Below are 26,886 nucleotides of genomic sequence, written 5' to 3'. Positions count from 1 at the left end.
AATGTCGACTATGCAAATGCTGGAACATGTGGAGTCCAGCCGGAAAGGATGATCCAAATGAGCGCGTTTCAAGACCGTATGAACAAGACCTACGTACGGCAGCTTCTTGAGCAGCTGCTGAATACACCAAGCCCTAGCGGTTACTGCAGACAGATCATGTCTATGCTGAAAGAAGAAGCCGCTAAGCTAGGGTACCCAATGACGTTTACGCCAAAGGGCAACGGCATCATCACGGTACCGGGGCAGCAGGATTCCCGAGTGATCGGGTTATCCGCTCATGTCGACACGCTGGGGGCGATGGTCCGATCGATCAAGCCGGACGGAAGAATCCGGTTCACCTTGATCGGCGGATACATGATGGGCTCCGTGGAGAACGAGTATTGTATCGTGCATACTCGGGACGGACTTACGTACGACGGGACCATCATGACGACCAAGCCGTCAGTGCATGTATTCCCTGACGCCAGAGATTTCAAGAGGGATGAGGAAGCCATGGAGATCCGTCTGGACGAACGGGTGACCTCGGCGGCCGAGGTGAAAGCGCTTGGAATCAGCGTCGGCGATATCATCTCCTTCGATCCTCGTACCCACTTCAAACCGAATGGGTATATCAAATCGCGCCATCTGGACGATAAAGCGGGAGTTGCCGCTCTTTTCGGTCTGCTGGGGCTCTTCCAGCGAGAGGGCATAAAGCCCGCATATACGCTGCAGCTGCTTATCAGCACCTATGAAGAAGTGGGGCATGGTGCAGCTTGGATTCCTCAGGAAATCGAAGAAATGATCGCAATCGATATGGGTGCGATGGGTGCGGATCTCACTTGTACCGAATACGATGTGTCCATTTGCGCCAAGGATTCCTCGGGTCCCTACGATTACGCAATGACTTCGAAGCTGATCGAGCTGGCTAAACGCGACGGTCTGAGCTATGCCGTCGATATATATCCGCAATACGGCTCCGACGCCTCTGCGGCGCTTCGCGGGGGAAGCAACATCCGGGCGGCTTTGATCGGTCCCGGAGTTCATGCCTCTCATGCCATGGAGCGTACTCATGAGGAGGGTATCATGAATACCATTGCTTTGCTTGCAGCCTATGTAACGGAGCCCGCGGAGCCATACAAGACATAATCGAACTGCTTCAAGGTGTGACTGAAAGGAGTGTAATGAACGTTGAACATCGTTACGGTAGAAAATTTATATAAAAGCTATGGCGAAAAGGTGTTGTTCGACAACATCCATTTCCAAATTAACGAGAAGGAACGTATCGGTTTGGTTGGTGTGAACGGGACGGGTAAATCATCCTTACTTAAGGTGATAGCGGGACTGGATCCGATTGAGAAGGGGAAGCTGATCCACTCGAATCATTTTCGGGTGGAATATCTTCCGCAGCAGCCTGATTTTGATCCGGAGTCTACCGTGCTCGAACAAGTGTTTCATGGGGATACGCCGCTCATGCAGGCGCTGAGAGAGTACGAATGGGCACTTGCCGAGCTTCAGCTGAAGCCGGAGGATGAAAAGCTGCAGTCTAAGCTGTTCAGAGTCCAGCAGCAAATGGACAACCTCAATGCTTGGGAAGCCGGTACTGTCGCGAAGACCGTTTTGACGAAGCTGGGCATTACAGACTTTTCCCAAAAGGTAGGTCAATTATCGGGCGGGCAGCGCAAGCGCGTAGCTATGGCCCGTGTACTTATCCAGCCGGCCGACCTGCTGATTCTGGACGAGCCGACGAACCATATCGATCACGAAACGGTGGAGTGGCTGGAGGATTTCCTTAGCAAATGGAAGGGAGCGCTGCTGCTCGTTACCCACGACCGATATTTTCTGGACAGAGTAACGAACCGCATCTTCGAGCTCGATCGGGGCAAGCTGTACAGCTATGAGGGCAACTATGCGGCCTTCCTGGAGAAAAAGGCGGACCGTCTTGAGCGGGAGGCTGCGGAGGAGGATAAGCGTCAGAACCTGCTTCGCCGGGAGCTTGCCTGGCTGCGCCGCGGCGCAAAGGCGCGGACGACGAAGCAGAAGGCAAGGATCGACCGCGTCGTCGAGCTGAGGGACCGCAAGGCGGACGGTCCTGGTGAGAAGCTGGATATGGCGCTCGGGGCAAGCCGGCTCGGCAAGAAGGTGATCGAGCTCGATCACATCAGCAAAAGCTTCGGCTCCCGGCAGCTTGTCCGGGACTTCAGTTATATCGTCATGCCGGAAGACCGAATCGGCATTATCGGACCGAACGGAACGGGGAAGTCGACATTCCTGAATCTGCTAGCCGGACGAATGCAGCCGGACGGCGGCACGATGGAAGTAGGTACTACGGTCAAGCTATCGTATTATACGCAAGAGAATGTGGAGATGGACGAGAAGCAGCGCGTCATCGAGTATATTAAGGAAGCGGCCGAGGTCATCCGAACGGCGAACGGCGAGTCCATTACCGCTGCGCAAATGCTGGAGCGCTTCCTCTTCTCCCCGTCGCTGCAGTGGACGCCGATCGGCAAGCTGTCGGGCGGAGAGAAGCGAAGGCTGTATCTCCTGCGGACGCTGATGGGCGAGCCGAACGTGCTGCTGCTTGACGAGCCGACCAATGATCTTGACATTCAGACATTGACCATTCTGGAGGAGTATTTAGACGATTTCCCCGGAGCCGTTATCACCGTTTCCCATGACCGGTATTTCCTCGATCGTACGGCGGATCATCTATTCGTATTCGAAGGAGACGGCCGCATTCGGCGTTATCACGGAAACTATACGGAATATATGGAAGCTCAGCAGCTCGAGAAACAGGTGGAAGAACAGGAACGGCGGAAGGCAGCGCAGCAGCAGCCGGCTCCAGGCAAGCAGGAAGAGGCCTCGGAGCGACGCGAATCCAGTCGGCCGAAGAAGCTGTCCTTCAAAGATCAGAAGGAATGGGATGAAATTGAAGGGAAGATCGCCGGCTTGGAAGCGAAGCTGGAGCAAATCAAAAACGACATAGAGAATGCGGGCAGTGACTTCGGCAAGGTCCAGACCTTGTACCGGGAGGAGCAGGAGGTTTCGGCACAGCTGGAGCAGGCGATGGACCGCTGGGCGGAGCTTTCGGAGCTGGTGGAGCAGATTGCGCAAAACAAATAATTTTGCCGAGGTTTGGGAAGCTGCCCTAAAGTATGCTATAATATACGTTTGGAAGAACTAAACAACGGGACATGGATAGAAAGTGGGTTATCAAATATGATTACAGTAACGGGTGTTACCCTGCGATACGGCAAGCGGGCGTTGTTTGAAGATGTGAACATCAAGTTTACTCCGGGCAACTGCTACGGCTTGATCGGCGCGAACGGGGCGGGCAAATCGACGTTTCTCAAAATTTTGTCCGGGGAGATGGAGCCGAACAAAGGAGAAGTCAGCATCAATCCGGGCGAGCGGATGGCTGTTCTGAAGCAGAACCATTTCGAGTACGATGAGGTGGAGGTGCTTAAGACCGTTATCAAAGGCCACGCGCGTCTGTTCCAAATCATGGAGGAGAAGGATGCGCTGTACGCGAAGCCGGATTTCTCCGAAGAGGACGGCATGAAGGCCGCGGAGCTGGAAGGCGAATTCCAGGAGCTGGACGGCTGGCAGGCGGAATCCGATGCGGCTGAGCTGTTGATCGGACTCGGCATTCCCAAGGACTTGCACGATCTGAAGATGAAGGACCTTGACGGCAGCCAAAAGGTACGCGTGCTCTTGGCTCAAGCGTTGTTCGGCAACCCGAACATTCTGCTGCTTGACGAGCCGACGAACCATTTGAACATCGAATCCATCAACTGGCTGGAAAATTTCCTTGCGAAATTTGAAGGAACCGTTATCGTGGTATCCCACGATCGCCACTTCTTGAATCAAGTTTGTACACACATCGCGGACATCGACTTCGGTAAAATCCAGATGTATGTCGGTAACTACGACTTCTGGTACCAGTCCAGCCAATTGGCGCTGCAGCTGACCCGTGAATCCAATAAAAAGGTAGAAGAGAAACGCAAAGAGCTGGAGGAATTTATCCGCCGCTTTAGCGCGAACGCTTCTAAATCCAAGCAGGCAACCTCCCGGAAGAAGCAGCTCGAGAAGCTGACGCTGGAGGATATCAAGCCTTCCACACGGAAATATCCGTTCATCAAGTTCCAGCCGGAGCGAGAAGCAGGCAAGCAGCTGCTGACCGTAGACCGCCTTTCCAAGTCGATTGACGGCGAGCTGGTGCTGAACAACATCAGCTTCACTGTAAACAAGGGCGACAAGATTGCGCTGGTCGGACCGAATGAGCTGGCAAAGACGACCTTGTTCCAAGTGCTGATGGGCGAGCTGGAAGCGGACTCGGGCGAATATACTTGGGGGGTTACGACTACGCAGGCGTATTTCCCGAAGGAGAACTCCCAGTATTTCAACTCGGACCTGAATCTGGTGGATTGGCTGAGACAATATTCCAAGGAACAAGATGAGTCGTATCTGCGCGGCTTCCTGGGCCGGATGCTGTTCTCCGGAGAAGAAGCGCTCAAGAAAGCCAGTGTTCTGTCCGGGGGAGAAAAGGTTCGCTGCATGCTCTCCAAAATGATGATGAGCGGCGCAAATGTGCTGCTGCTTGACGAGCCGACGAACCACTTGGATTTGGAATCGATCACGGCGCTAAACAACGGCTTGATCGATTTCGACGGTACGTTGCTGTTCGTATCGCATGACCATCAGTTCGTGCAAACGATCGCGAACCGGATCATCGAGATTACGCCGAACGGCATCATCGATAAGATCATCACTTATGACGAGTACCTCGAAAGTGAAGACATAAAGAAGCAGCGCGAGGCGTTGTACGCATAAGCTTGCATGAGAAAAAGGATGAGCCGCTAACCGTACCCTTAAGGGGACGTGCGCTCATCCTTCTTTTCTTCAAGCCTTCGTACTTGTTTTAGCTTCCGCCGGTACGTCTACGCTGATTGTTCGGCTTCTTGTTGTTCTGGCTGCGCATCACAGCGCTGTTGCCTCCGCGCATCTGCTGTCCGCCGCCGCTTTGCTGGGCTTGTTTCTTCTGAGCAAGCTTGTTCTTAATGGCGTCGGCCAAGCTGACCTTTTTTGGCTCGGACCCGGCCTGCTGCTCTTGATTCTCATGATTTTCCGTCATTCTCATTACACCTACCTTGCTTGTCTATGCTCTTATTGTATTGATTTATGACGCCGGAAGCAATACGCAATCGAAAGAGAAATGAGGTAAACCGCATGAGCCTTTCGGAATGGACGGAATCGGATCTCTTGAATCGGCTTCAAGGCAATCCGGCACCGCTGCGAACGTGGCATGTGCTCTTCTATACACTCATGTGCGGGACGTGCAAGGTGGCAAACCGTATGCTGGAGATTGTCCAGGCGATGGACCCGACCCAGGACATCGGTCGCTGCAACATTAACTTCAGTCCTAAGATGACGCAGGAGTGGAAAATCGAAAGCGTTCCCTGTATAGTGAAAGTGCAGAGGGGTCAGCCCCCTGTGAAGCGTTATCGCATGCAAGCGGTTGATGAGCTGTACCGCTTTATTCAAGAAGACGAAGTAAAAAACCTATAATGATTCGCGTAAAGAGAGGAGTCTGTGAAGCGAACATGAACGACAATATGGCTGTATATCCGATCGGATCCCTTGTGACGGCTTCGTATAAAACCGGACAATATATCGGGGAAATCGTCGAGCAATCATCTACCATGAAGGCTACCGTGAAAATATTGGCGGTAGTCAAACATCCGACGCAGGGGGATCTCCATAATCCGATGGACCCGGACGTACCCTTCTTCCATCAGAGACGTGCCTTGGCTTACCAGGAAATCGCTCTTATGCCGGTTCAAACCATTCGTCCGTACGAAGGCTTTGTTCCCGAGTATGCCGAATCCCTGAGCCGAGCGCTTGCGCAGGAGCTGCAGCAGCTGGACCGGGCTATTCGTTTCGCGCAGCGCTGCCGCGAGGAGCTGGAGCAGCTTCAGCAAGAATATAAGCTGTAAAGGATGAGGCCCGATGCTTTTTGTACTGGTCGGTCTTTGGACGATCGGCTTCTTACTGCTTGTTACCGACCCGAAGCGGGCGACGACCCGCTGGGTGAGCAGCATTGCGTTTACCGGCGGCTCCGGGGGGCTTTCGGCAGTCATTGCGGACAATGTGAGACCTCACTTCCTGCTTCGCGGCTGGTTGACCGATAACGTCAGTGATTTCCTTCTTCACGCGGAATATATAAGCTCACTGGTATGTTATTACGGATTGCCTTATACCTTTCTCATGTTTACTTTGGTTTATCATCCGTCTTTTCCTTTTTGGAGAGGCAAGCGATGGGCTCCTTGGATCCTGCTGGTTCCGGTACTCATCTCCCTGTTTATGGAAACTAAGCCGGCGGATCCGATCCCTTACACCTATGTCGCCTTCTGGGCGACGCCTTATATTTTAGGCGGAATCGTCCTATTGTTTATTTCCGCATGGAGGGAGCGCAATTCCTTCCTCCGGCGAAGCCGGATGCTCGTGACGACCGCTGCAGCGCCAACCTTATTTTTTGCTCTATTTACCTTATACTTGCTTCCGCTCTTCTTTGGCTTGTACGAATGGTGGCGCTACAATGCTTACGTTATCGCCTTTACACTCGCCGTCATCCTTGTTTCCAGCTTCCGCTACGGCTTCTTGGGTCTGCAAATCTCGATTCAAAATCAAAAGCTGGATTATACGCTCCGTGCGATCACATCAGGAACCTCCATTTTGAATCATGCCATCAAAAATGACGTGGGCAAAATCCGGCTATTCGGAGAAAAGATCCAGTCGGATGTGCAGGAGGAGGGTCCTATCGACAAGGAGGCCCTGGTTGCGGATATCCAAGTAATCATGAATGCCTCTCAGCATATCTATGATATGATTTACAGGATTCAAGGCCAAACTCAGGAGGTAGAGCTGGTGCCGGAGGAGCTGCGTCCGGCGGAGCTGCTGCAGCAGTGTGTCCGTATGCTGGCTCCCGGCCTGGCGAGGGTCGAAGTGATAGAGCAGCTGCTGTATCAGGGGACGCTCTGTGGAGACAGGGCGCAGCTTACGGAGGTCGTAACGAATGTGATAACAAACGCGCTTGAGGCGATGCCCCAAGGAGGAGTTCTCACGCTGCGATTGACTGAAACCAAGCGTAACATCGTAATGGAAATCAAAGACACCGGCACTGGAATGGATAAAAGGCAGCAAAAACGGGTGTTCGATCCGTTCTATACAACGAAAACCGGGAAAAAAATGAACTTCGGATTAGGCTTATCCTACTGTTATAATATTGTTCAGAAGCATAAGGGCTCGATGAGCATTCACAGTGTGCCGGGACGAGGCACTAGCGTATTTCTGCAATTTCCCAAGAAAAAAGCTCCGATAACAAGGAGGGAGTCGGTCTAGTATGGAACCAAACACAGCAAACACCAAAATACGTGTAGTCATTGTGGAGGATGACATGGATTGGCTGCGCGGGCTGCAGAGCTATTTGAACAAGCAGCCGGATATAGAGATAATTGGCCATGCGTCCTCCGGCGAAACTGCGGTAGAGCTGCTCGAGAGGCTTGATGCCGACGTCGTGCTGATGGATATTATGATGTCCGATAGTCCTGAAGGGCTATGGGCGGCGGCCGAGATCGTGAAGTGCAGCGGAGCCCGCGTCGTGATGCTGTCCTCCATGGAGGAAAAAGAGTTTATTTTTGAGGCGTTTAAAGCCGGTGCGGTCGATTATATGGTCAAGTCCAATTATACGGAGATCCCGGACGTCATTCGAAGCGCTTACGTCAACCGGAGCGCCATTCATCCGAGCGTCGCGGCCCAGATGAGGGAAGAGTTTCGCCGGCTGAAGCAGCTTGAGCATGAGGTTAGAGTAAAGGAGCTGCGCAATCTGTTGACACCTACGGAACTGCTGGTGCTGGATCTGATCGAGAAAGGGCACACCCAAACGCAGATTGCCGATACGTTCGTCGTATCCATTCGTACCATCAAGGTGCATGTAGGGAACATTCTAAAAAAGCTCGGCGGCAAAAGCAGCAAAGAAGCTGCGCAGAAAGCGAAGGATATGGGCCTTTTGTAGATGTTAATAAGGAAGGAAAGCGACAGGAAGGGGGAAAGACAAATTTCCCTGCGGATGTCGCTTTTTTTGATAACGCACTTCGGGAAATTATGGTATAGTAGGTACAGTTTATTTACATCGATCATCACTTTTATCGTACAAGGAGAGAGGAAAATGAGTGCAAACGACAAGCTTCAGATCGGCGTCATCGGGGCCGGCAATATTGGAAACGTGCACATGAAAGAGTTCATCAAGCTGAATGATGCAGCTATTGCCGCAGTAACGGACGCTTATGCCCCGCTGGCCGAGCAGCGCGCGAAGGAATATGGCATTCCGAAGGTCTATTCAAGCTATGAAGCGTTACTGGCCGATGCTGAAATCGATGCCGTAATCGTCTGCGTTCCGAATGAAATGCATGCACCGATCTCCATCGCCGCGCTGCAGGCCGGCAAACATGTGCTGCTGGAGAAGCCGATGGCGGTTAATGCGGCTTCAGCCAAAGCGATCGTTAGAGCTCACCGGGAGTCGAACAAGGTGCTGATGATGGCTCATCAGATGCGCTGGGAGCCTCTGAATCTGCAGGTGAAGGAACAGGTAGAGAAGGGGGCCCTCGGGAAAATCTATAACGTGAAGACCGGCTGGCTTCGCCGCAAGGGGATTCCAGGCTGGGGAACGTGGTTTACCCAGATGGACAAAGCCGGCGGAGGGCCTCTCATCGATATCGGCGTACATATGCTGGACCTTTCTTTACATCTCATGGGAAGCCCGAAGCCGGTGTCCGTGTTTGGTACGACCTACGCAGAGTTCGGACCGAAGAAGAAAGGGATTGGCACATGGGGCAAGCCGGATTGGAACGGAGCCTACGATGTAGAAGATTTGGCAACCGCCTTGATCAAAATGGAAGACGGCAGCACCTTGTCGCTGGATGTAAGCTGGGCGGCACATACCAGCTTTGTTGATAATGGGCCCTACATCTATCTGATGGGTTCCGACGGCGGCGCCTCTTTGTCGGGAGGCAAAGGCAAGCTGCATACCGAGCTCTTCGATCGGACGGCGGATGTCGAGCTTACGGCTCCGGCGAACGATGAAGGAGCGCGTCAGCGGTTAAGCCGGCATTTTATCGATTGCATTAAGGAAGGAAAGGAACCGATCACTTCGGCCATGTCCGGACTGACCAACAGTCTTGTCCTGGAAGCCATCTACGAGTCCTCTCGCAGCGGCGAGGTCGTAAAGCTGGATTGGAGCTTGTAATCAGAACATCATGGACAGCATGCTTGAATTAAATTTACAGATTTTCAGCATTATCGGAACGATTGCATTTGCAACCTCCGGCGCCGTTGTGGCGATGGAGGAAGAATACGATATTCTTGGCGTCTTTGTACTAGGCTTTGTTACCGCCTTTGGCGGCGGGGTCGTCCGTAATGTATTGATCGGGATCCCTGTCCCTACCTTGTGGAACCAAGGCTTTTATCTCAAAACAGCGCTGATTGCCGCTTTTATCGTTTTTATTTTTCCCGTGAACTGGATTCGAAGGTGGAAGTCGTGGGAGATTATTTTCGACGCGATAGGGTTATCCGCCTTTTCCATCCAAGGGGCGCTTTATGCGACGCAGATGAATGTGCCTCTAAGCGCTGTTATTGTTGCGGCCATGATGACAGGGATCGGCGGAGGCATCATTCGCGATGTGCTGGCCGGCCGTAAACCGCTGGTGCTTCGGGATGAAATCTATGCGGTTTGGGGCATGCTGGCAGGTCTTGTTATCGGGCTGGGATGGTTTCAGGGCTCTTGGCCCCTGCTCGCCTTGTTCGCTCTCATCGTCATTCTCCGGCTCATGTCCGTGTATTTCAAGTGGCGTTTGCCGCGGCGCACCTTGCGGCTGCATGAGGAGCCGACACCTAAGAGAAACTAAATCCCGACAGGAGGCTCAATGCGACAATGAGCGATTCGTTTAAGGAAATGACACGGGTGCCGTCGGAGCTGCTTCAGCAGAGGATATCCACCGTTCACGAGCTTCGTCAGGACGAGCTGGAGCTTTATGAAATATCGAAAGATTCCGATACCGGCGAGCATTATTTGCATTACGCATACGTTCACAGAAATCTGGCAGCTATAGGACCGGGGGCAGGGGAGGAGGAAGTGTTCCACCACCTGATGCCTTTGGACAGCGATGCTGTGCTGGGTATGATGTTTGGAGAGCAGCCATACTCATATCCCGACTTCTGGGATCATGCTTTTCTGCGCAACGGTCCGGAGGGAGACTATGTCTGGTTTGACCCTTCCTACATGAACGACCAAGACGAGAGTGAAATTGTGGGACGTTCGATCGTCGAAGAGCTGCAGCGGTTCAAGCAGTCCGGCGAACGGTCGGAGGAAGCACTGCGCAAGCTGCTGGAATCGTTTGATCCTCCCGAGAAGGAATAGGACATTACATCTATGGGTTTGTCTTTTGGCCGTTAGGCCGAGGGCAAGCCCTTTTTTGTTAAGGGTCCGCATGATTTCTTCGCCGGTGATTCATCCTAATGAAGAGATGTTCCATTAGCAGACAGGAGGGACTTGCAGCATGAACCAATCGAATGGAGCATGGCGTTGGATACGGATGGGCGTCATCGCAGGGTGTATAGCGGCTGTCACTGCTTGCGGTCACAGCCAACCGGGGGACACAAGTCCCGGGGGAGGAGCGGAGGATCGGCGCACTCATGCGCTCTATGACCGAGATAGCCGAAATAACGAAGATAATTCGCTGGGCGTGAAAGAAAAGTGGGTCAAGGATCAGCAAAGAGGGCAGGGCGAGGAATACCGCGGCTGGGCCGCGCTCGACTACAATAACGTCCATTTGACGAAGAAATTACGCTTTGATCCCCAATTGGCGGCACGGTTGAACCAATTGCCCGGGATTCAATCCACCATCGTACTGCTAACCGAAACCAATGCGTACGTGGCGGCGGTATTGGACGGGCAAAACCCGGACCATCAAGCCAACCCCGAGCTTATGGCCTATCAGGTAACGGATAAAGGAGGCGTCAGTCTCTTTGGTGCGGATGGGGCGCTGGGAACGCAGAAGATCAATTGGTATGACCCGAACGGGATGACCTATTCGCTGCAGGATCGCATCAAAATGGAGGTGCTTAAGGCGATGCCTGATCGTCAGCGAGTGTTTGCGACCTCCAATGCGAACTTTGTTCAGCGCCTCCGCTTCTACGCGAAGGAAGAGCAGGAACGCGGCACGTTCCAGAACTATGTGAATGAGTTTAATACGATGGTTCAATACGCTTTTCCTGAACGTTAAAAAAACTCCCTTGGCCTGTATGCACTTCACATAAGGGCTGAGGGAGTTTTCATCTCTTCCGATAGCTTATACCTCGAATTTATAACCGACGCCCCATACGGTTTTGATATGTTTAGGCTCCTTCGGGTCGGCTTCCATTTTTTTGCGGAGGTTCGTAATATGCACGTCAACCGAGCGCTCCGTAACGAAAGAATCGATGCCTCGGATATTGTTCAATAGCTCCTCACGGGAGTACACTTTGCCTGGATGGATCCAGAAGCTTTTCATAATTTCGAACTCGGAGAACGTCGTTTCCACCGGCTTGCCGTGAACGTAAATACAACGCTTCTCCAGGTCCAGCATGATATCCTTTGCTTTCTCGGGAGTCTCCGCGGCTTGTCCGCCGTACGGCTGTCTCATCGAAGAACGACGGAGAAGAGCGGTCGTCCTGGCTGCCAGCTCGCGCATGCTAAACGGCTTGCATAAATAATCGTCCGCTCCGACCATGAGGGCGTTTACCCGCTCGGAAACTTCATTTTTGGCGGAAACGATCATGATCGGCACCTCTGATACCAAGCGAAATTCCTTGCATAGATCAATCCCATTGGCATCCGGAAGCATAATATCGAGGATAACCACATCCGGCTGAAGCTCCTGAAACAATCGTTTGCCTTGTTGTCCGTCGGCCGCACTGAAAACCAAAAATTGTTCCTCCGACAAATATATGGAAATCAAATCGACAACACTCTGATCATCCTCAATCAGCAGCACTTTAGACACCGAGACCACCTCAATTGTTAGGGAAATGTTAGGACCGTCGCAAAAAAATTAACGAAAATCCAATAAGCGGCTGAATGTTATTGAAAGATTATCCTTCATAATGAAAGCATCATAAGAGATCGGGCACAGGACAAGCGTAACCCGGTATCGACCACAGGAGGAATCTATATGATGTACATACCCCCCCAATTGCAGCAGCACATTCAGTCCTGCGTAGATGATCTGGATCAGCTTGTTAATGGTCAAGGCTGCTCCTTGGTCGATCCTGAGGTTGTCCGAAAGAGCATGGAGCTCGACGAGCTTATTCTTCTAGCGATGAAACGACAGAAGGAAGAACGTAAAGCCTCTTCACGTTGTGCAAGCTAAAATAGAAATGCATGGTTACCTGTTTGCTTGTGAATAAAACAGCGGCAGTCCGGGCAAACCTAGTGGGCAGGACGGTTTACGGTTTTGAAGCCCCGTCCCAATGATGCCGGACAGGAGTGCATGCTTCCTATGAACAGCTGTTATAAAGTAAGAGCCTGCTGCAGTAACCGGGAATGCGATTATGTATACCATAAGGATGTCATTCAGACGATTAATCATGAGTCGTCTTTTTCTTTTGCACTCATGTTGAATGACATGGAACGTCAAGGTTCAAGGATGAAATGCCCTGCCTGCGGTGAACGTATGTATTATTACCCGGTAACGACGATAGCCGAACCAGTACACTATGAATAAGTGTATCCATGGCGCGGCTATCCATGTGCGGGTACTGCTTGCCTCATTATCTTTGAACCCACGATTCTCCCCATTGCTGTACAGCTTCCATTACAGGCTGGAGAGCCTTACCTTTCTCCGTTAGCTCATATTCAATTCGTACCGGCGTTTCGGGGTATACGTGTCTGCTGATCAGTCCACACGCTTCCAGCTCTTTGAATCGCTCCGCAAGCATTCGATCGCTCATGCCGGGTATCATCTCGGAAATATCTTTAAACCGCCGAGGGCCCTCCAGCAGGGCACGGATGATCAGACCGGTCCAGCGCTTGCCTAATATTTCGAAAGCGGCTTCGAACTTCGGGCACATTTGGTGATGGTGCGGTTGTTCTGCCATGGGTATCACCTCTTTTTTCTCCCTATATTTTATCATATTTTAATGATCTATGTTAGCTTTTTGTTTCTTCCCAAGGTAATCCGGGCAAAGAGGAAGGTTTTGGTTGAAATAATTGTCGGATTACAGTATAACAACCTTAGACACCCTTGGAAAGCAGGATCAAATGGCTAGCTATCATTACTATATGGATTTGGAGGATTTCCTTATGTATGGATCTCCCTACTCGGGACAAGCGAAAACAATGATGTTACTCGGCTCAGGCGAGCTGGGCAAGGAGGTCATACTCGAGGCGCAGCGCCTAGGCGTTGAGACAATCGCCGTAGACCGCTATGCGAACGCTCCCGCCATGCAGGTGGCGCATCGTTCTTATGTTATTAATATGCTTGACGGTGCGGCTCTTCGCGAGCTCATTGAGAAGGAAAAGCCGGATTTGATCGTGCCGGAAATCGAGGCGATTGCAACGCCTACGCTGGTAGAGCTGGAGGCGGAAGGATACCGCGTCGTACCGACGGCGCAGGCTGCAAGGCTGACGATGGACCGCGAAGGCATCCGCCGCCTTGCTTCGGAAACGCTGGGACTGCCTACGGCCCGCTATGCGTTCGCTGATAGTTTGGAGGAGCTTAGGTCAGCGGTTGCGGAGATCGGCACGCCCTGCGTCATTAAACCGATCATGAGTTCCTCGGGGAAAGGGCAGAGCGTATGCCGGACTCCGGAGGATGTGGATACCTCCTGGAACCTGGCCATGGAGGGCGGACGGGCAAAGAAGGCTCGTGTTATCGTAGAAGAATTCATTCGATTCGATTCCGAAATTACTCTGCTTACCGTCCGTTCCGTGTCCGGTACATCGTATTGTGCTCCGATCGGCCATATTCAGAAGGACGGCGATTACATCGAATCGTGGCAGCCTCACGAAATGAGTGAAGCACAAATTGCCGAAGCGCAGCATATCGCCAAGACGATTACCGATGCGCTGGGAGGCGCAGGCATTTATGGTGTGGAGCTGTTCCTGGCGCCTGACAAGGTATATTTCAGCGAAGTCAGCCCTCGGCCTCATGACACGGGAATGGTGACGATGGCGTCACAGGACTTGTCGGAGTTTGCGCTTCATGTGCGTGCCATTTTAGGGTTCCCAATCCCGTCCATTCGATTACTGACTCCGGGAGCTTCCTTCACGCTGAAGGCGGACCGGGAAGCGCAGCAATTCCGGATCGGCGGAGTGGAGAAGGCGCTTGCGCTTCCTAACACACAGGTGCGTGTTTTCGGGAAGCCGGAGACGAAGGTGGGCCGCCGGATGGCCGTCGCCCTCAGCTCGGGCGAGACGGTAGAGGAAGCGCGGCGGTTGGCTAAGGAAGCGGCCGGCCTGCTTCATATCGAATATTAAGGCGAGAGGAAGAAACCGAAGATGAACGCACATGAAATCGATTATCAAATTAATGGTTCGGAGATGCAATATGTGGAGATCGAGCTCGATCCGGGCGAGAGCGTCATTGCGGAAGCGGGCAGCATGATGATGATGGACCAGAGCATCCAGATGGAGACGATCTTCGGCGACGGCAGCGATCAAGGCAAGGGACTCATGGGCAAGCTGTTTGGTGCCGGCAAGCGGCTGCTTACAGGGGAAAGCCTGTTCATGACCATCTTTACCAATCGCGGTTCCGGTAAAGAACGGGTAAGCTTCGCTTCACCTTATCCGGGACGAATCCTGCCTATGGATTTATCCGTGCTTGGCGGTAAGCTGATCTGTCAGAAGGATTCCTTTCTTTGCGCAGCAAAAGGCGTATCGATCGGCATTGACTTCCAGCGCAAGCTCGGTGCGGGCTTCTTCGGCGGAGAAGGCTTCATCATGCAGAAAATCGAAGGCGACGGTCTTGCGTTCGTGCATGCCGGAGGTACAATCTGTGAGCGCGTTCTGAAGCCTGGGGAAATGATCCGGGTGGATACAGGCTGCTTGGTAGCGATGACCCAAGAGGTCGATTACGATATCGAATTCGTTAAGGGCGTCAAAACCGCGCTGTTCGGAGGCGAAGGACTCTTCTTCGCTACGCTTCGCGGACCCGGTCGGGTATGGATTCAATCGCTACCCTTCAGCAGGCTGGCAGATCGCGTCCTGAGCGCTGCAGGACCGGGCGGCCGCAAGGAAGAGGGCAGTATTCTGGGCGGACTCGGCAACTTGCTTGACGGAGACAGATAAAAAAGGCTATCATTCAGTTACAACCTTTCCCTGCAGGTTCTTGCGGGCAATTATTTGAAAGAGGTGCTGTTAGATGGCATATAATCCACAAGTCGTCGATGCCAAAATTGTGAGTCATAATCCGAAAAACGGATTGTTCGAGGTTGTTGCCGAACTAAAAGACCGTACCGTCTGCCGTCTTACTTTTGAAATCGGCTCGGAAGGACAGCCGCCAAGAGTAACGCACATTAACCGTATGGAGAAAGAGCCTTGCCCGATCTGCCGCAAGGATTTCCTGTGCAATTGCATGTCGAAATTCGTTGTGCCGATCTCGGATCAGGCGCTGAGCTTAACCGGAACACCGTAAGGAACAACGGAAACCCGCAGGCGCTGCTAAGCCTCGCGGGTTTTCTTCTATACTACCGTTCGAGGTCAGGGAGAGAGAGCCATTGTTTCGCTTATTACTATATCTCGGACTTTCATTTCTCCTGCTCCTAACCGTTACGACCGGCGCCGTCTACCTGCTGATGAGGTCGACTCACTTGCAGGATACCCGGCAAAGTCTTCAATCCTGGCAGAAGCAAACCAATGCACGTATTGAGCAAAAGGTAGGTGAGCTGGATCTCCTAGCCCGTCATCTCGCAGGCGAGACCGCGGTTCAGCGCTTTACCCTGAGCGGCGGCAGTACGGAGGACAAGCCGGCGAGGGAGCTGCTGGACGCCTTGCTGCGCAGCTATGCAGGCGACGTCAGTTATGTGAACGAGCTTTGCTTGATTCGGGCACAAGACAGCGGAGTCTTCTGTACTCCCATTGATCCGGGAGGAGTCCAGCTAAGCTCACAACCCTTTCCCGCGATGACGAGAAACGAGCGACTTCTGTTTCCAGCCGTTCAGCAGCCAGGGGAGCAAAGCCGCGCGGCGGAGCTCATTCATGCAACACCGGTGTGGGATCGCGGCTCCGGCGTGGTGAAGGGGGTGCTGCTGCTCTCGGTGAACACGAGGATGCTGCTGCAGGACATCTTCGACGGTCCGGCGATTTCCAGTCTGCTGTTATATGATGAGAAGGGAACGCTGCTGTTTTCCCGTCATCCGGAGGACCGGGAGGATATCGGCTCCCGCATCATCACTCCAGCCGACTATGATACGGGTTTGGTACAGGAAGGAAGCCGGTATGCCTTTCGCGAAAGGCTCGATGTTCCGCAGGTGGCATGGTACACTAGAGTGGAAGCGGTTACGCAGTTTTCTTTTTACGAACGGAAGCTCCTCTATATGACTCTGACGATTTACGCTGCGGGCTTCATGCTGCTGCTCTTAGTAAGCTGGTTTTTGTATAAAAAGCGGTTTGCCGGACCACTGGAGCGATTGCGTATTCTCATGAAACGGGCTGAACTCGGAGATCTTAAGGCCTATTGGATCGGAAGACAGGCCGGCGAGCTGAACGAGCTTGGCGAAGGCTACAATCAGATGCTGAACCGTTTGGAGGAGCTGATCAAGCAGGTTAAGCGCGAGGAAGGCTTAAAGAAGGAAGCGGAGATGGAGGCGCTGAAATATCAGCTGAATCCGCATTTTTTATACAATACATTAAATACGATAAAATGGGTTGCCAAAATGCACCGCACGCCGCAAATCGGCGAAGTCGTAACGGCACTCGTTCGCTTGCTGCAGGCGAGCCTCGGCAAGAAGGGCGATTTCATCACGGTTCGGGAAGAGGTCGAGCTGCTCCGTGATTATATGCATATACAAACCTTTCGTTATGGGGAAAAGATCAAGCTGAGTATCGAGGTAGATCCTCTATCGAGCGATTGTCTGCTGCCCTGCATGCTGCTTCAGCCTCTAGTGGAGAATGCGATTGTGCACGGGATTGAGCCCGCGAAGAAGGACGGCCTCATCTCCATTCGGGTCTGGGTGGAGCCGGAAAGAGAGCTGCTGATCTGCGAGGTGGAAGATAACGGGATCGGCTTGAACGAGCCCAGGCAGGAGGAAGCGGCGGGAGGCAGGGCCGCAAGCGGGGTCCGCGAGCGAATGAGCGGCATCGGACTTCGGCATATTCGTGAGAAAATCAAGCTGTACTACGGCAACGGGTACCATATGCATTTATTCGGTAAGCCGGGGGAGGGAACGCTTGTGCGTTTAACGCTTCCCGTACATCATAGCGGAGGGCAGCGCGCATGAACGTATTGATTGTCGACGATGAGCCCATCATCCGGCAGGTGCTAAAGACGATGATGGATTGGGAAGCCCATGGCTTCTCCTGGCACGGTGAAGCGGAGGATGGCGCGGAAGCGCTCAAGGCGGTGAAGGAAGACGGCGTGGATATTGTCGTCACCGATATTTTGATGCCGCGGATGGACGGCCTTGAGCTGATCAAGCAGCTCCAGGAGGAGCGGTTTGACGGTGCGATGGTGGTGCTCAGCTGTCTTGATGACTTTCATTATGTCAAGCAGGCGATGAAGCTGGGCGCACACGATTATATTCTAAAGCCGACCATGGAGCCCGAATCCTTGATGAAGGTGCTGCTGGAGGCGAAAGAGGCGCTGCTGGAAAAGCGCCGGGGAAGGCTTGAGCGCGAGCTCTGGCGCGAAAGCAGTGAACGCACCCGGGCGGTACAGCTCGGTCTATCGCTTAGACCTTGTCTGGAAGGCAATGCTTCTCAAGAAGCCATGGCGGAGCTTCAATCGGCGCTTTTCCCCGCCCAGTCGGCTTCTGCCTATGCATCCATGCTTTTGCGTCATGCAGGCGATGACCAGCTTGGGATAGAACGGGCATGGCCGGAGGCGGAGGTATGGTGCCCTCTCGGAGAACGGGAGGTATTGGTGTTATGTACCAGTCATTCAGAAGCTCCGGAAGGATTGTTCCTGACTTATGCAAGGGAGTGCTGGGGTATTGCCGCTAAGGAGTGTGAGATCAGCTCGGTGGAAGGCATTGCGACGCTGCAGGAGCTCATTCTTGCGTATCGTCGGCATCTGCAGATACACCGAAGCCGGTTTTACGGAATTGATTTCTCCGCGGATGAGCGGACGGAAGCATCTCTTCCGATGGAGGAGCGGCATAATCTGCTCCGTGCCGTAGCAGGTAATAATCAGGAGGCGGTGACGCATTGGACGGGAGAGCTTAGCCGCAGGCTTCAGACGGAGCGGCCGATGCCGCGGCGAGCCGTCGCCTTTCTGAAGGAGACGGCGGCTTTGGCGGCAGCGATGACCCGGAGAGAGACTCCGGAGTTTGAAGAGCTGAACCAGTTGGCCTTAGGGGAGGCATTTCTGCATTTTACCGGCGTGATGGCGTGGTTTGAAGAGGAGCTCTCCCTATTGATGCGCAGCTCAGCCCTCGATGGGAGCGGGAGCGGACAGCGAAATCCGTTTATCCGGAAAGCGACGGACTATATGCTGGCGCATTTCCATCTGCCGATCAGCACCACCGATATTGCCGAGCATGTGCGGCTTAGCCGAAGCTATTTAAGCGATCTTTACAGCAAGGAGACAGGAGAACCGTTATCGGAGGCGTTAACCCGGATTCGCATGGAGGCGGCGAAGAGGATGCTGGTGGCGGGGAGCAGTAAAGTGTACGAAATTGCGGAGGCGGTCGGTTTCTCCGATGCCAAGGCCTTTACGAAGACGTTTAAACGTTACACCGGCTGCAGCCCGAAGGAGTACGCAGACCGGGCCTAGAGCAGGGACGATGTCCAACAAACAGACACCTTTTCCAACAAATTGGTGTCTGTTTTTTGTTTCGGAATAAGTTTACAGTAAAGTAAGATAACGCTTACATGTATAAAAGGGGAGGAACAGGCTTCTATGGATTATTCATATCCTGCGGCAGCGGCGCAAGAGCCCATTATTGAAGCTGCTCATGTTACGCGCACCTTCGGCAAAGGCTCCTCCGCCGTGCATGCACTACGCGGTGCCAATCTGTGCATCGCCCCCGGCCGGTTGGTGGCGCTGAGGGGACGCTCCGGCTCCGGCAAAACTACGCTGCTTAACATGCTCGGAGCGCTTGACCGCCCTACGGAAGGGGCGATCTACTACCGTGGGCAGGAAATGTCGGGTTGGCCGGACAAGAAGCGGAACGAATTTCGGCGCACACAGCTCGGACTCATATTTCAATCGTTTGCGCTGGTTCCCTTCATGTCGGCCTACGAGAATGTGGAGTTTGGACTGCGCATTGCCGGCATCGCGAGCGGCAAGCGCAGAGAATATGCTGAGCAGGCGCTTGAATTCGTAGGCTTAAAGGCCCGGATGAAGCACCGGCCTTACGAAATGTCCGGAGGAGAGCAGCAGCGCGTGGCGATAGCTAGAGCTATTGCTCACAGGCCCTCCTTGCTGCTCGCGGATGAGCCGACGGCAGAGCTTGACAGCAAGATGGGGCTGCAGGTCATGAAGGTGTTCAAGGATTTGGTGCATCAGGAAGGAATGACGATCATACTGACTACGCACGATCCGGCGATCATGGAGATTGTGGATCAGGTGTACGCATTGGAGGATGGACACATTGTGGAAGAATAAGAGACTGCGGGCAGGCCGTCTGAAAATCGCAGTTCCTTTGCTGGTGTTGATAGCACTTACCGGCTGCGGTCTGCTGCCGAAGGAAGAACAGGCGCTAAAGCCGCCCTTGGTAAAGCCGGTCAAGGAAAATTTCGAGCTGTATGAGGTGAAGCGAGGCAGTATTAAGAAGCAGGTCAGCGGCGTGGCGACCTTTGCCTCGGATCGGCTGGAGTATTTATCGTTTTCAGAGTCGGGGGGGCGGCTGGCCGCCATGCATGTCAGTCTCGGCAGCACGGTGAAGGCGGGGGATGTCGTAGCTGAGCTGGACAAGGGCGATCTGCTGAACCGGGTAAGGCAGCAGGAAATTAATTTGGAAAAGGCACAAATCGCGCTGGAGCAGGCGAAAGAAGAGAAGCGCGGCGACGCGATGGCCATTCGGCTTAAGGTACTGGACGTAGAGAAGGAGCAGCTCGGTCTGGACTCTCTAAAAAAGCAGCTGGAGAAAACGAAGCTCGTTTCCAAGGTTGACGGAATTGTTACGTACATAGACCCGATTAAGCAGGGCGATGCCGTAACGGCATATAAACAGCTGATCACGGTTGCTGACCCGACGAAGATGAAGCTGGCCTATGAATTTTCAAATATGAACGATTTGACGGGAATCCAAGTCGGCATGCCCGCTACCGTAAAGTTCAAATCGAAGGAGTACGAAGGGAAGGTCGTGCAAATTCCCGCTACGGCACCGCAGTCGGATATTAAGGCGATCTCCGATAAAAATGCGAAGACCGTCGTCCTTACCGTAAACGGGCTTCCAAGCGAGGTGCAGATCGGCAACAATGCGGATTTCACTATCGTAACGGAGCAGCGATCGGACGTGCTGATCATCCCTAAGGTCGGCTTGCGCTCCTATATGGGACGCGATTACGTACAGGTGCTTGAGGGGGAGAGCCGCAAGGAAATCGATGTGGAGAAAGGGATCGTATCGTCCACAGAAGTGGAAATCCGCAAAGGGCTGAAGGAAGGCCAAAAGGTAATTCTGAACAATTGAGGTGACACTTCGTGGCGTTACTGATCATGATCGTGCGCAAAATGGCCAAAAATAAATGGCTGGAGCTCAGTCTCCTGCTCGGGCTAGTCATTTCTGTCGGGCTGGCCAGCAGTATGCCCATCTATACGAGCGCTATTTTGCAGCGAATGCTGATTAAGGATTTGGAGCTGCAGCAGGAAATGCAGCAGGTTTATCCCGGCGTATTTTGGTCGTCAGCCTATTTGACCGGGGAAATGTCGTTAGAGCAGGGACTTGAACGAATCAAGGAAACGGACCGATATATGCGCGAGAGTGCGCTGCCGGGCTTTGATCTGCCGATCATCAGCTATGTGATTGAGCGCTCCACAGACCGGTATAAGCTGGCGCCCGCCGATCCGACAAGATTGGACCCTTCCGTTCAGCGTGTCGTCGATGTGGTGGCGCTGAGCGAAATGGAGAAGCACACCGTTTTGAAGGACGGCGCTTGGCCGAAGCCGGAGCCGGTGGATGGCGTCTATGAGGTGCTGGTCGTTGAAGAAAGCTTGACGGGCTTGAAGGCCGTCGTGGGCAATGAATTTGTCATTGAGGATTCGTCCGCACCGGCTGCATTAAAATTTCGCATTGTCGGCGTCGTCGATCGCAAGTCCTTTGACGACCTGTATTGGTATAACGTGCTTTCCTCTTATAAAAGCAGCTTCCTGGTTCCCTTCGAAACGTTCGAGAAGCATTTTACGGAGGACAAAATACTCCCTGTGCGTTCCAGCATCTGGTATGCTGCGGCGGACTACAGCCGTATGACGCTGGAATCCATTACCCGGTTTATCCAGGTGTACAACCGGACGGAAGCATTTTTGATAAATCGTTTCAGCAACGGTACGTCCATGAAGGCGCCTGCGCTTACCACGCTGCAGGGCTATTATGCCAAGGAGGAGAAGCTGCGGATGATGCTCTGGTCGCTCAACGTCCCCGTTATGATCATGCTTGGGTATTACTTGTTCATGGTATCCAACCTGATCACGGAACGACAGAAGACGGAAATCGCCGTACTGCGCAGCCGGGGAGCCAGTCGTCTACAGATCGTCATCGGTTATTTGTTGGAAGGGCTGCTGCTTGGTGCCGTAGCGTTGGCCATTGGCCCTTACCTGGGACTCACGCTGACCAAGGTGCTGGGAGCGTCCAACGGATTTCTGGAATTTGTACAGCGGGCGGCGCTGCAGGTGAAGCTGAGCGGAGAGGCGTTTCAATACGGCTTCATAGCGGTAGCGGTCTCCGTACTGATGACGATTCTGCCGGTGCTGTTCGCCACGAGAGCAACCATTGTGGGACATAAGCAGCAAATGGCGAGAGGACAGAAGCTGTCCTTCTGGCATAAATATTTGGTGGACCTGATTCTCGTCGGTGTGTCGATCTATGGTCTCGTCACGTTTCAGCGGCGTATGGCCGACATGAAAGCGCTTGGACTCGATGCCGCGGATCTTCAGATGGACCCGCTGCTGTTTCTGGTACCGGCCTTGTTCATTCTCGGCAGCTCATTCCTGATGCTTCGTATTTATCCATTGTTGATTCAGGCGATCTACACCGTCGGCCGGAAATGGTGGCCGCCGTCCCTCTATTCAACCTTGCTTCAGGTAGGGCGGTCAAGCACACAATACCAGGCCATTATGGTATTCCTTAGCGTAACGCTTGCAACGGGCATGTTCAGCGCCAGTGCGGCGCGCACCATCAACAAGAATGCAAGCGAGAAGATTATGTACAAGACGGGAGCGGATATCACGCTCAAGATCAAGTGGGAGAATGATGCCCCTCCGGAGCCGATAAGCGGCGGAGAGGCGCCTGAGGAAGGGGAGGCATTACCGGCTGAGCCGGTCGTGAAGAAAAAAGTGCAGTTCTCAGAGCCGCCCTTCCTTCCTCTGACACAGCTTCCGGGAGTGGAGCATGCGGCGAAGGTGTTCCAGAAGAAGGACGTCGCCTTTACCGTCGGCAAGGATCGGGGAACCGCGCTGCTTATGGGCATCGATACCGATGATTTCGGAAGGACGTCCTGGCTGCGGGACGGGCTGCTTGAGCATCATTTCTATGATTATTTGAATGTTCTTGCAGCAGAGCCTTCGGCAGTACTTATTTCCAGAACGATGGCGGAAACCCACAACCTGAAGCCGGGAGATCGTATCTCGGCGGGCTGGGGAGGCGTAGAGGCCGCAAACTTTACCGTATACGGCATTGTCGATTACTGGCCGTCGTGGAATCCGAACCCTGCCTTCGGTTCTCGCCCGGCCGCCACGACTACGGGCAATAACAAAAATGCGAAGGTGCAGTATCCGATGCTGATTGTCGGCCATCTTTCGTATATTCAGAACAATATGGCGCTTGAGCCCTATGAGGTATGGCTCAAGATGAAGGAAGGCAGCTCAAGCCAGACCTTATATGATGCCTTGGAGCAGAAGAGCATACCGGTCGAGCAGCTGACGGATGCCAGGCAGCAGCTGATACTGGCTAAGAATGATCCGTTTCAATTGGCCATTAACGGCGTTATGACGCTGGGCTTTCTCATCTCTATCATTATCAGCTTCTGCGGCTTTTTGCTGTATTGGATCCTGTCGCTGTCCTCTCGCGTTCTTCAGCTAGGCATTCTTCGGGCGATGGGGATTTCGTTCCGGCAGCTGATGGTGATGCTGATCGGCGAGCAGCTGATGACCTCCGGAGCGGCGCTTGGCATCGGGCTCATGCTCGGCGTTGTAACAGGCCGTTTGTTTGTGCCGATGTTTCAGCTTTCGCTGCAATCCTCGGCTCAGGTGCCGCCGTTCGAGGTGACCTTTGATCCGCAGGATCAGCTGCAGCTGCTGATTATCGTTGTGATGATGCTGGCGATCGGCTTGACGATCCTTGGATCCATGCTGTCGCGAATTAAAATCCATCAAGCCGTTAAACTTGGCGAGGATTAGAAGGGGACTTCACATTCATGATCCACTGTGACAATCTGGTCAAAATTTATAAGGTGGCGGATCTCGAGGTCGTAGCCCTCCAAGGGCTGGATCTGCACGTTGAGCCCGGCGAGCTGATGGCGATTATCGGAAATAGCGGAAGCGGCAAGTCGACATTATTGAATATGCTGGGCGGGCTCGACCGCCCGTCGGCAGGACAGCTGACGGTGGACGGAAAGGATCTGCTGAAATTCACCGAGAAGGATCTGGTGAAATATAAGCGGGAGACGGTGGGGTTCGTATGGCAGAACAATGCCCGAAATTTGATCCCCTATTTGACGGCGCAGGAGAATGTCGAGCTTCCCGTCCTGCTGAAGGGCAGACGGAAACGGGAACGCGCGTTGGAGCTGCTGGAGGCGGTCGGTCTAAGCCACCGGCGGGGGAATAAGCTGAATCAGCTGTCAGGCGGGGAGCAGCAGCGGGTAGCGATTGCCATCGCGCTTGCCAATCAGCCGAAGCTGCTGCTGGCGGATGAGCCGACGGGCTCCGTCGATACCCGGATGGCCAATCAGATTCTGGATCTGTTCCGCGAGCTGAATCGAAGCATGGGGCTTACCGTTGTCATCGTAACCCACGACCCCTTGCTGGCCAAGAAGGTGGACCGTGTCGTAGCAATTCGGGACGGCAAAACCTCGTCGGAGATCATCCGCCGAAGATCCTATGCCGATGAGCTGGCTGAGCTGGAAGCCGGCGCGTCCGCAGATAACGGGGAGGATACTCATGTGGAGTATGCCGTTATCGACAGGGCGGGACGGCTGCAAATTCCTGCCGACCTGCTTCAATCCATCGGGCTGAAGGAGTCAAACAAAGTGAGAGTGGAGCTGGAGGGCGGCCGGATCGTCTTGGTACCTCCGGATGTGAAGGAGGAGAAGGGAAAGTGAAGAGAAATAAGACATGGACGAAGGCGGTGCTCTCCATCCTCATTGCAGCTGCCGCCGGAAGTAGCTGGACAGCCTTGCCGCTGCAAGCGGAGGTAGCGGCGTATCAGCGGGATCAGCTGGAGGAGGCAGCCCGTCTGCCTGCCTTGGCGGTTGGGGCCGGAGCTGCCTTTGAGCTGAAGAATGCCGTCATCGTACCGACAGAAAACGGGAATATGCTGTTTTTCACGGTCACCGTGGATAATAGCGGCTCACATCGCGCTTTGTCGTTCCTGGACTACTGGGTGCGGCCGGAGACTGCAGCAGGACTGCAGTTCGAGGCGCAGCTGATTCCTCAGGATAAAGCGAAGAAGGAGATTCCCGCCGGGCAAAGGGTTGAGTTCTCTTTTTACGCCCCTGTGAACGAAGGGACCGCGTTAAGCGAGCTGGGATTCCGCGTGACCCGCTGGAACTATGCCAGCAAGTCGCTGGAGGATACGGTTGGCGCGATCTCTTTTCCGGAGGAGGCGCAGCCAATTCTAACCGAATCCGCAGCTTCGCGAACTTTGGCTTTCGGCAGCTTTGCCGTAGACGCTGAGGTCACACGATGGCATCTACAGCCCAGGGAGCAGTATGCTTCCGGTGTCATGACGCTGAAGCTGACTAACCGGGGGCAGGTGGGCTTGAAGCTGCCGGGGCTTCAGTTCTCGCTCAAGACGGCTTCGGGGCTGTTGTATCCTCTCGAGCCGGTCATTCCGTCCGACAAGCAGCTGCTGACCCCTCATGTGCCGGTCCAGCTGCAGCTGAAGGGAGCCATGCTGCCAGCGGACGCCATGCAGGGCGGCCTGGAGCTTCTGATTCAGCAGCCGACGGCGATTACGTCCGAGCAGAAGCTTAACGTTCCGGTGGCGGCATTATTCGTACCCGAAGCTCAAGAGCAAGCAGCCGCGCTGGGTGATCCGGTCACTTACACGAATTTGACGGGAACCTATTTCTTCCAGGTGGAAAAGCTGCAGCGCTTGCCTTGGGAGGATGTCGATATCTTGAGCGCGGAGGTCGCCCTTTCCCATCATGAAGGAGAAGCCTTGCCGTTCCCGGCGATCAAGCCCTATTTTCTCTTGGACAACGGGGTGAAGGTAGAAGCCAAGGCGGTTATGGTTGACCGTGCCCTCGGCGTACCTGCGGAGAAGCAGGTGCACATGCAAATCGTCGCCAAAATTCCTTATACCTATCCGTTCAGCACGGCTCAGCTGGTGCTTCAAGAGTCGGGAGACAGCGCGGTTTCCCAAGAAATCGGACGATTCCTCCTGCCTATAGAAGGACAGGCGATCCAGCAAATTCCGGTGGGCGTCAAGCAGCCGATACTCGGCTCAGGAAGACAAGCCCGGTATGCGCCCTATCAAGTCAATACCTACGTCAACTCCAATTCCAAGCTGGTCGAGGTTCAGGTGGATGCCGAAAATATGGAGAAGCGCGCCGCGCCGGTACCTAAGCTTACCGCTTTCTTAAAGACGCCAAGCGATCAGCTCTTCCCCACGAAGGTCAAAGAGGTGAAGCAAAAGCTGAATCCGAGCGGCCATGCTCTGGTGGGATTTACGGCAGTGGTTCCTAGGGATATGGATACGACGAACCTCCGTCTCCTGATCGGCGAATCGGTGACGGATCAGCATTGGAGCGGTACGGAGGAGAAGCCGGAGCTCTATCTGAATGCAGTGGAAATGGCATTGCCTAAGGAACCGGACGGTCCAAAGGACTCATTGAAGGCAATCCAATTTTACCCTTATACGCTAACGCTGAGCAATCTGACCACTTGGCTCGACAGCAAGGAGCTTAAGGTGCAGTTCAGGTACTTGCTGGAACGGGATTACTACTTCGAGAAGAATACGGACGGCAGCAAGCTGATCATTGAATTCGAGGATAACAAAGGGCAGGTTTCCATAAGCGAATCGTTTTATCTGGAGACGGCTCCGGAGGATAAGGACCGCAAGATGACGGTTGGAGAATACGAGTACAAAATGGTCAAACAGGACAATAATCTGATCTATCGAGTAAGTCAGTTGAAGCAGTATAAAATCAACGTATATCACGAGCTGGACGGCAAGAAGAAGCTGCTCGCAAGCAAAGCCATCGATTGGTTCACCATTATGGACTGATGCCTATTGTCATGAAGGGCACCCCGCGGGGTGCTTTTTCTTTTTCACCGAAAC

Annotated in this window: 25 protein-coding genes; 22 read left to right on the top strand and 3 right to left on the bottom strand. The window is 53.5% G+C overall.

The annotated features are described in order from the left end of the window. The first annotated feature begins 57 nt into the window (after positions 1 to 57). The 3 genes from QMO62_RS07335 to QMO62_RS07325 all read left to right on the top strand — a co-directional run bounded on the left by QMO62_RS07335 (position 58) and on the right by QMO62_RS07325 (position 4,809). A complete protein-coding gene (locus QMO62_RS07335) occupies positions 58 to 1,125 on the top strand; it encodes a M42 family metallopeptidase (RefSeq protein ID WP_284639876.1) in 1,068 nt (355 codons plus the stop codon). Between the two features lie 42 nt (positions 1,126 to 1,167). Continuing rightward, positions 1,168 to 3,099, top strand: coding sequence for an ABC transporter ATP-binding protein (locus QMO62_RS07330; RefSeq protein ID WP_284639874.1), 1,932 nt, complete (start codon positions 1,168 to 1,170; stop codon positions 3,097 to 3,099). 96 nt (positions 3,100 to 3,195) lie between these two features. Then, entirely contained in the window at positions 3,196 to 4,809 is a 1,614-nt protein-coding gene (locus QMO62_RS07325) for an ABC-F family ATP-binding cassette domain-containing protein (protein ID WP_284639873.1), read from the top strand. Positions 4,810 to 4,897: 88 nt separating this feature from the next. Here the strand turns inward: QMO62_RS07325 and QMO62_RS07320 are convergent, their stop codons facing one another. Then, on the bottom strand, positions 4,898 to 5,110 hold the full coding sequence (locus tag QMO62_RS07320) for a hypothetical protein (RefSeq protein ID WP_284639871.1): 213 nt from the start codon (positions 5,108 to 5,110) through the stop codon (positions 4,898 to 4,900). A gap of 95 nt (positions 5,111 to 5,205) precedes the next feature. On the opposite strand from QMO62_RS07320, the gene QMO62_RS07315 reads away from it, so the two are divergent. From QMO62_RS07315 to QMO62_RS07280, 8 genes are all read left to right on the top strand, one after another. Next, positions 5,206 to 5,544, top strand: coding sequence for a thioredoxin family protein (locus tag QMO62_RS07315; protein ID WP_284639869.1), 339 nt, complete (start codon positions 5,206 to 5,208; stop codon positions 5,542 to 5,544). 35 nt (positions 5,545 to 5,579) lie between these two features. Beyond that, the gene (gene kapB / locus QMO62_RS07310; protein WP_284639867.1) at positions 5,580 to 5,972 is read left to right on the top strand and encodes a kinase-associated lipoprotein KapB; all 393 of its coding nucleotides are present in this window, start codon (positions 5,580 to 5,582) and stop codon (positions 5,970 to 5,972) included. 13 nt (positions 5,973 to 5,985) lie between these two features. Beyond that, positions 5,986 to 7,377 carry a sensor histidine kinase gene (locus QMO62_RS07305; protein ID WP_284639864.1) on the top strand — a complete coding sequence of 464 codons (1,392 nt, stop codon included), beginning with the start codon at positions 5,986 to 5,988 and terminating at the stop codon, positions 7,375 to 7,377. 1 nt (position 7,378) lies between these two features. Beyond that, on the top strand, positions 7,379 to 8,050 hold the full coding sequence (locus QMO62_RS07300) for a response regulator transcription factor (protein WP_284639863.1): 672 nt from the start codon (positions 7,379 to 7,381) through the stop codon (positions 8,048 to 8,050). 153 nt (positions 8,051 to 8,203) lie between these two features. Beyond that, positions 8,204 to 9,280 (top strand): Gfo/Idh/MocA family protein, encoded by a 1,077-nt coding sequence (locus QMO62_RS07295; RefSeq protein ID WP_284639861.1) that lies wholly within the window; start codon positions 8,204 to 8,206, stop codon positions 9,278 to 9,280. A gap of 10 nt (positions 9,281 to 9,290) precedes the next feature. Further along, entirely contained in the window at positions 9,291 to 9,938 is a 648-nt protein-coding gene (locus tag QMO62_RS07290; protein WP_284639859.1) for a trimeric intracellular cation channel family protein, read from the top strand. Between the two features lie 26 nt (positions 9,939 to 9,964). After that, on the top strand, positions 9,965 to 10,450 hold the full coding sequence (locus QMO62_RS07285; protein WP_284639858.1) for a hypothetical protein: 486 nt from the start codon (positions 9,965 to 9,967) through the stop codon (positions 10,448 to 10,450). 139 nt (positions 10,451 to 10,589) lie between these two features. Next, on the top strand, positions 10,590 to 11,315 hold the full coding sequence (locus QMO62_RS07280) for a hypothetical protein (protein WP_284639856.1): 726 nt from the start codon (positions 10,590 to 10,592) through the stop codon (positions 11,313 to 11,315). A gap of 66 nt (positions 11,316 to 11,381) precedes the next feature. Here QMO62_RS07280 and QMO62_RS07275 read toward each other — a convergent pair whose 3' ends face one another. Beyond that, complete coding sequence (locus QMO62_RS07275; protein ID WP_284639855.1) at positions 11,382 to 12,074, bottom strand: response regulator transcription factor; 693 nt, start codon at positions 12,072 to 12,074, stop codon at positions 11,382 to 11,384. A 168-nt stretch (positions 12,075 to 12,242) separates the two neighbouring features. On the opposite strand from QMO62_RS07275, the gene QMO62_RS07270 reads away from it, so the two are divergent. Then, positions 12,243 to 12,440, top strand: a complete 198-nt coding sequence (locus QMO62_RS07270) for an aspartyl-phosphate phosphatase Spo0E family protein (RefSeq protein ID WP_284639853.1) — start codon at positions 12,243 to 12,245, stop codon at positions 12,438 to 12,440. Positions 12,441 to 12,840: 400 nt separating this feature from the next. Here QMO62_RS07270 and QMO62_RS07265 read toward each other — a convergent pair whose 3' ends face one another. Further along, on the bottom strand, positions 12,841 to 13,167 hold the full coding sequence (locus QMO62_RS07265) for a winged helix-turn-helix transcriptional regulator (protein WP_284639851.1): 327 nt from the start codon (positions 13,165 to 13,167) through the stop codon (positions 12,841 to 12,843). Positions 13,168 to 13,372: 205 nt separating this feature from the next. Between QMO62_RS07265 and purT the strand changes: the two genes are divergently transcribed. The 10 genes from purT (at position 13,373) to QMO62_RS07215 (ending at position 26,832) form a co-directional block, all read left to right on the top strand. After that, entirely contained in the window at positions 13,373 to 14,548 is a 1,176-nt protein-coding gene (gene purT, locus QMO62_RS07260; RefSeq protein WP_284644884.1) for a formate-dependent phosphoribosylglycinamide formyltransferase, read from the top strand. Positions 14,549 to 14,569: 21 nt separating this feature from the next. Then, on the top strand, positions 14,570 to 15,358 hold the full coding sequence (locus QMO62_RS07255; protein ID WP_284639849.1) for a TIGR00266 family protein: 789 nt from the start codon (positions 14,570 to 14,572) through the stop codon (positions 15,356 to 15,358). Positions 15,359 to 15,431: 73 nt separating this feature from the next. After that, the gene (locus QMO62_RS07250) at positions 15,432 to 15,704 is read left to right on the top strand and encodes a hypothetical protein (RefSeq protein ID WP_284639847.1); all 273 of its coding nucleotides are present in this window, start codon (positions 15,432 to 15,434) and stop codon (positions 15,702 to 15,704) included. Between the two features lie 82 nt (positions 15,705 to 15,786). Beyond that, positions 15,787 to 17,508 (top strand): sensor histidine kinase, encoded by a 1,722-nt coding sequence (locus QMO62_RS07245; protein ID WP_284639845.1) that lies wholly within the window; start codon positions 15,787 to 15,789, stop codon positions 17,506 to 17,508. Beyond that, positions 17,505 to 19,001 (top strand): response regulator, encoded by a 1,497-nt coding sequence (locus tag QMO62_RS07240; RefSeq protein ID WP_284639843.1) that lies wholly within the window; start codon positions 17,505 to 17,507, stop codon positions 18,999 to 19,001. The genes QMO62_RS07245 and QMO62_RS07240 overlap by 4 nt, the downstream gene beginning before the upstream one ends. 126 nt (positions 19,002 to 19,127) lie before the next feature. Next, entirely contained in the window at positions 19,128 to 19,835 is a 708-nt protein-coding gene (locus QMO62_RS07235) for an ABC transporter ATP-binding protein (protein ID WP_284639841.1), read from the top strand. Continuing rightward, entirely contained in the window at positions 19,822 to 20,862 is a 1,041-nt protein-coding gene (locus QMO62_RS07230; RefSeq protein ID WP_284639839.1) for an efflux RND transporter periplasmic adaptor subunit, read from the top strand. The genes QMO62_RS07235 and QMO62_RS07230 overlap by 14 nt, the downstream gene beginning before the upstream one ends. Before the next feature lie 11 nt (positions 20,863 to 20,873). Next, the gene (locus QMO62_RS07225; protein ID WP_284639837.1) at positions 20,874 to 23,783 is read left to right on the top strand and encodes an FtsX-like permease family protein; all 2,910 of its coding nucleotides are present in this window, start codon (positions 20,874 to 20,876) and stop codon (positions 23,781 to 23,783) included. A 17-nt stretch (positions 23,784 to 23,800) separates the two neighbouring features. After that, positions 23,801 to 24,703 carry an ATP-binding cassette domain-containing protein gene (locus QMO62_RS07220; protein WP_284639835.1) on the top strand — a complete coding sequence of 301 codons (903 nt, stop codon included), beginning with the start codon at positions 23,801 to 23,803 and terminating at the stop codon, positions 24,701 to 24,703. After that, positions 24,700 to 26,832: a hypothetical protein gene (locus QMO62_RS07215; RefSeq protein ID WP_284639833.1), complete on the top strand. Its 2,133-nt coding sequence runs from the start codon at positions 24,700 to 24,702 to the stop codon at positions 26,830 to 26,832. The genes QMO62_RS07220 and QMO62_RS07215 overlap by 4 nt, the downstream gene beginning before the upstream one ends. The last annotated feature ends 54 nt before the right edge of the window (positions 26,833 to 26,886 follow it).

The organism is Paenibacillus silviterrae (genome assembly GCF_030167925.1).
GTDB classification, from domain to species: domain Bacteria; phylum Bacillota; class Bacilli; order Paenibacillales; family NBRC-103111; genus Paenibacillus_G; species Paenibacillus_G silviterrae.
Note: the sequence above shows the minus strand (reverse complement) of the source record. Positions and strands in the feature narration are given on the sequence as shown.

Bases quoted from the DNA above. Each gene is read 5' to 3' on its own strand.
- QMO62_RS07335 (WP_284639876.1), top strand. From the start codon at position 58: ATGAGCGCGTTTCAAGACCGTATGAACAAGACCTACGTACGGCAGCTT.
- QMO62_RS07325 (WP_284639873.1), top strand. From the start codon at position 3,196: ATGATTACAGTAACGGGTGTTACCCTGCGATACGGCAAGCGGGCGTTG.
- QMO62_RS07320 (WP_284639871.1), bottom strand. From the start codon at position 5,110: ATGACGGAAAATCATGAGAATCAAGAGCAGCAGGCCGGGTCCGAGCCA.
- QMO62_RS07315 (WP_284639869.1), top strand. From the start codon at position 5,206: ATGAGCCTTTCGGAATGGACGGAATCGGATCTCTTGAATCGGCTTCAA.
- kapB (WP_284639867.1), top strand. From the start codon at position 5,580: ATGAACGACAATATGGCTGTATATCCGATCGGATCCCTTGTGACGGCT.
- QMO62_RS07305 (WP_284639864.1), top strand. From the start codon at position 5,986: ATGCTTTTTGTACTGGTCGGTCTTTGGACGATCGGCTTCTTACTGCTT.
- QMO62_RS07300 (WP_284639863.1), top strand. From the start codon at position 7,379: ATGGAACCAAACACAGCAAACACCAAAATACGTGTAGTCATTGTGGAG.
- QMO62_RS07295 (WP_284639861.1), top strand. From the start codon at position 8,204: ATGAGTGCAAACGACAAGCTTCAGATCGGCGTCATCGGGGCCGGCAAT.
- QMO62_RS07290 (WP_284639859.1), top strand. From the start codon at position 9,291: ATGGACAGCATGCTTGAATTAAATTTACAGATTTTCAGCATTATCGGA.
- QMO62_RS07285 (WP_284639858.1), top strand. From the start codon at position 9,965: ATGAGCGATTCGTTTAAGGAAATGACACGGGTGCCGTCGGAGCTGCTT.
- QMO62_RS07280 (WP_284639856.1), top strand. From the start codon at position 10,590: ATGAACCAATCGAATGGAGCATGGCGTTGGATACGGATGGGCGTCATC.
- QMO62_RS07270 (WP_284639853.1), top strand. From the start codon at position 12,243: ATGATGTACATACCCCCCCAATTGCAGCAGCACATTCAGTCCTGCGTA.
- QMO62_RS07265 (WP_284639851.1), bottom strand. From the start codon at position 13,167: ATGGCAGAACAACCGCACCATCACCAAATGTGCCCGAAGTTCGAAGCC.
- purT (WP_284644884.1), top strand. From the start codon at position 13,373: ATGTATGGATCTCCCTACTCGGGACAAGCGAAAACAATGATGTTACTC.
- QMO62_RS07255 (WP_284639849.1), top strand. From the start codon at position 14,570: ATGAACGCACATGAAATCGATTATCAAATTAATGGTTCGGAGATGCAA.
- QMO62_RS07250 (WP_284639847.1), top strand. From the start codon at position 15,432: ATGGCATATAATCCACAAGTCGTCGATGCCAAAATTGTGAGTCATAAT.
- QMO62_RS07240 (WP_284639843.1), top strand. From the start codon at position 17,505: ATGAACGTATTGATTGTCGACGATGAGCCCATCATCCGGCAGGTGCTA.
- QMO62_RS07235 (WP_284639841.1), top strand. From the start codon at position 19,128: ATGGATTATTCATATCCTGCGGCAGCGGCGCAAGAGCCCATTATTGAA.
- QMO62_RS07220 (WP_284639835.1), top strand. From the start codon at position 23,801: ATGATCCACTGTGACAATCTGGTCAAAATTTATAAGGTGGCGGATCTC.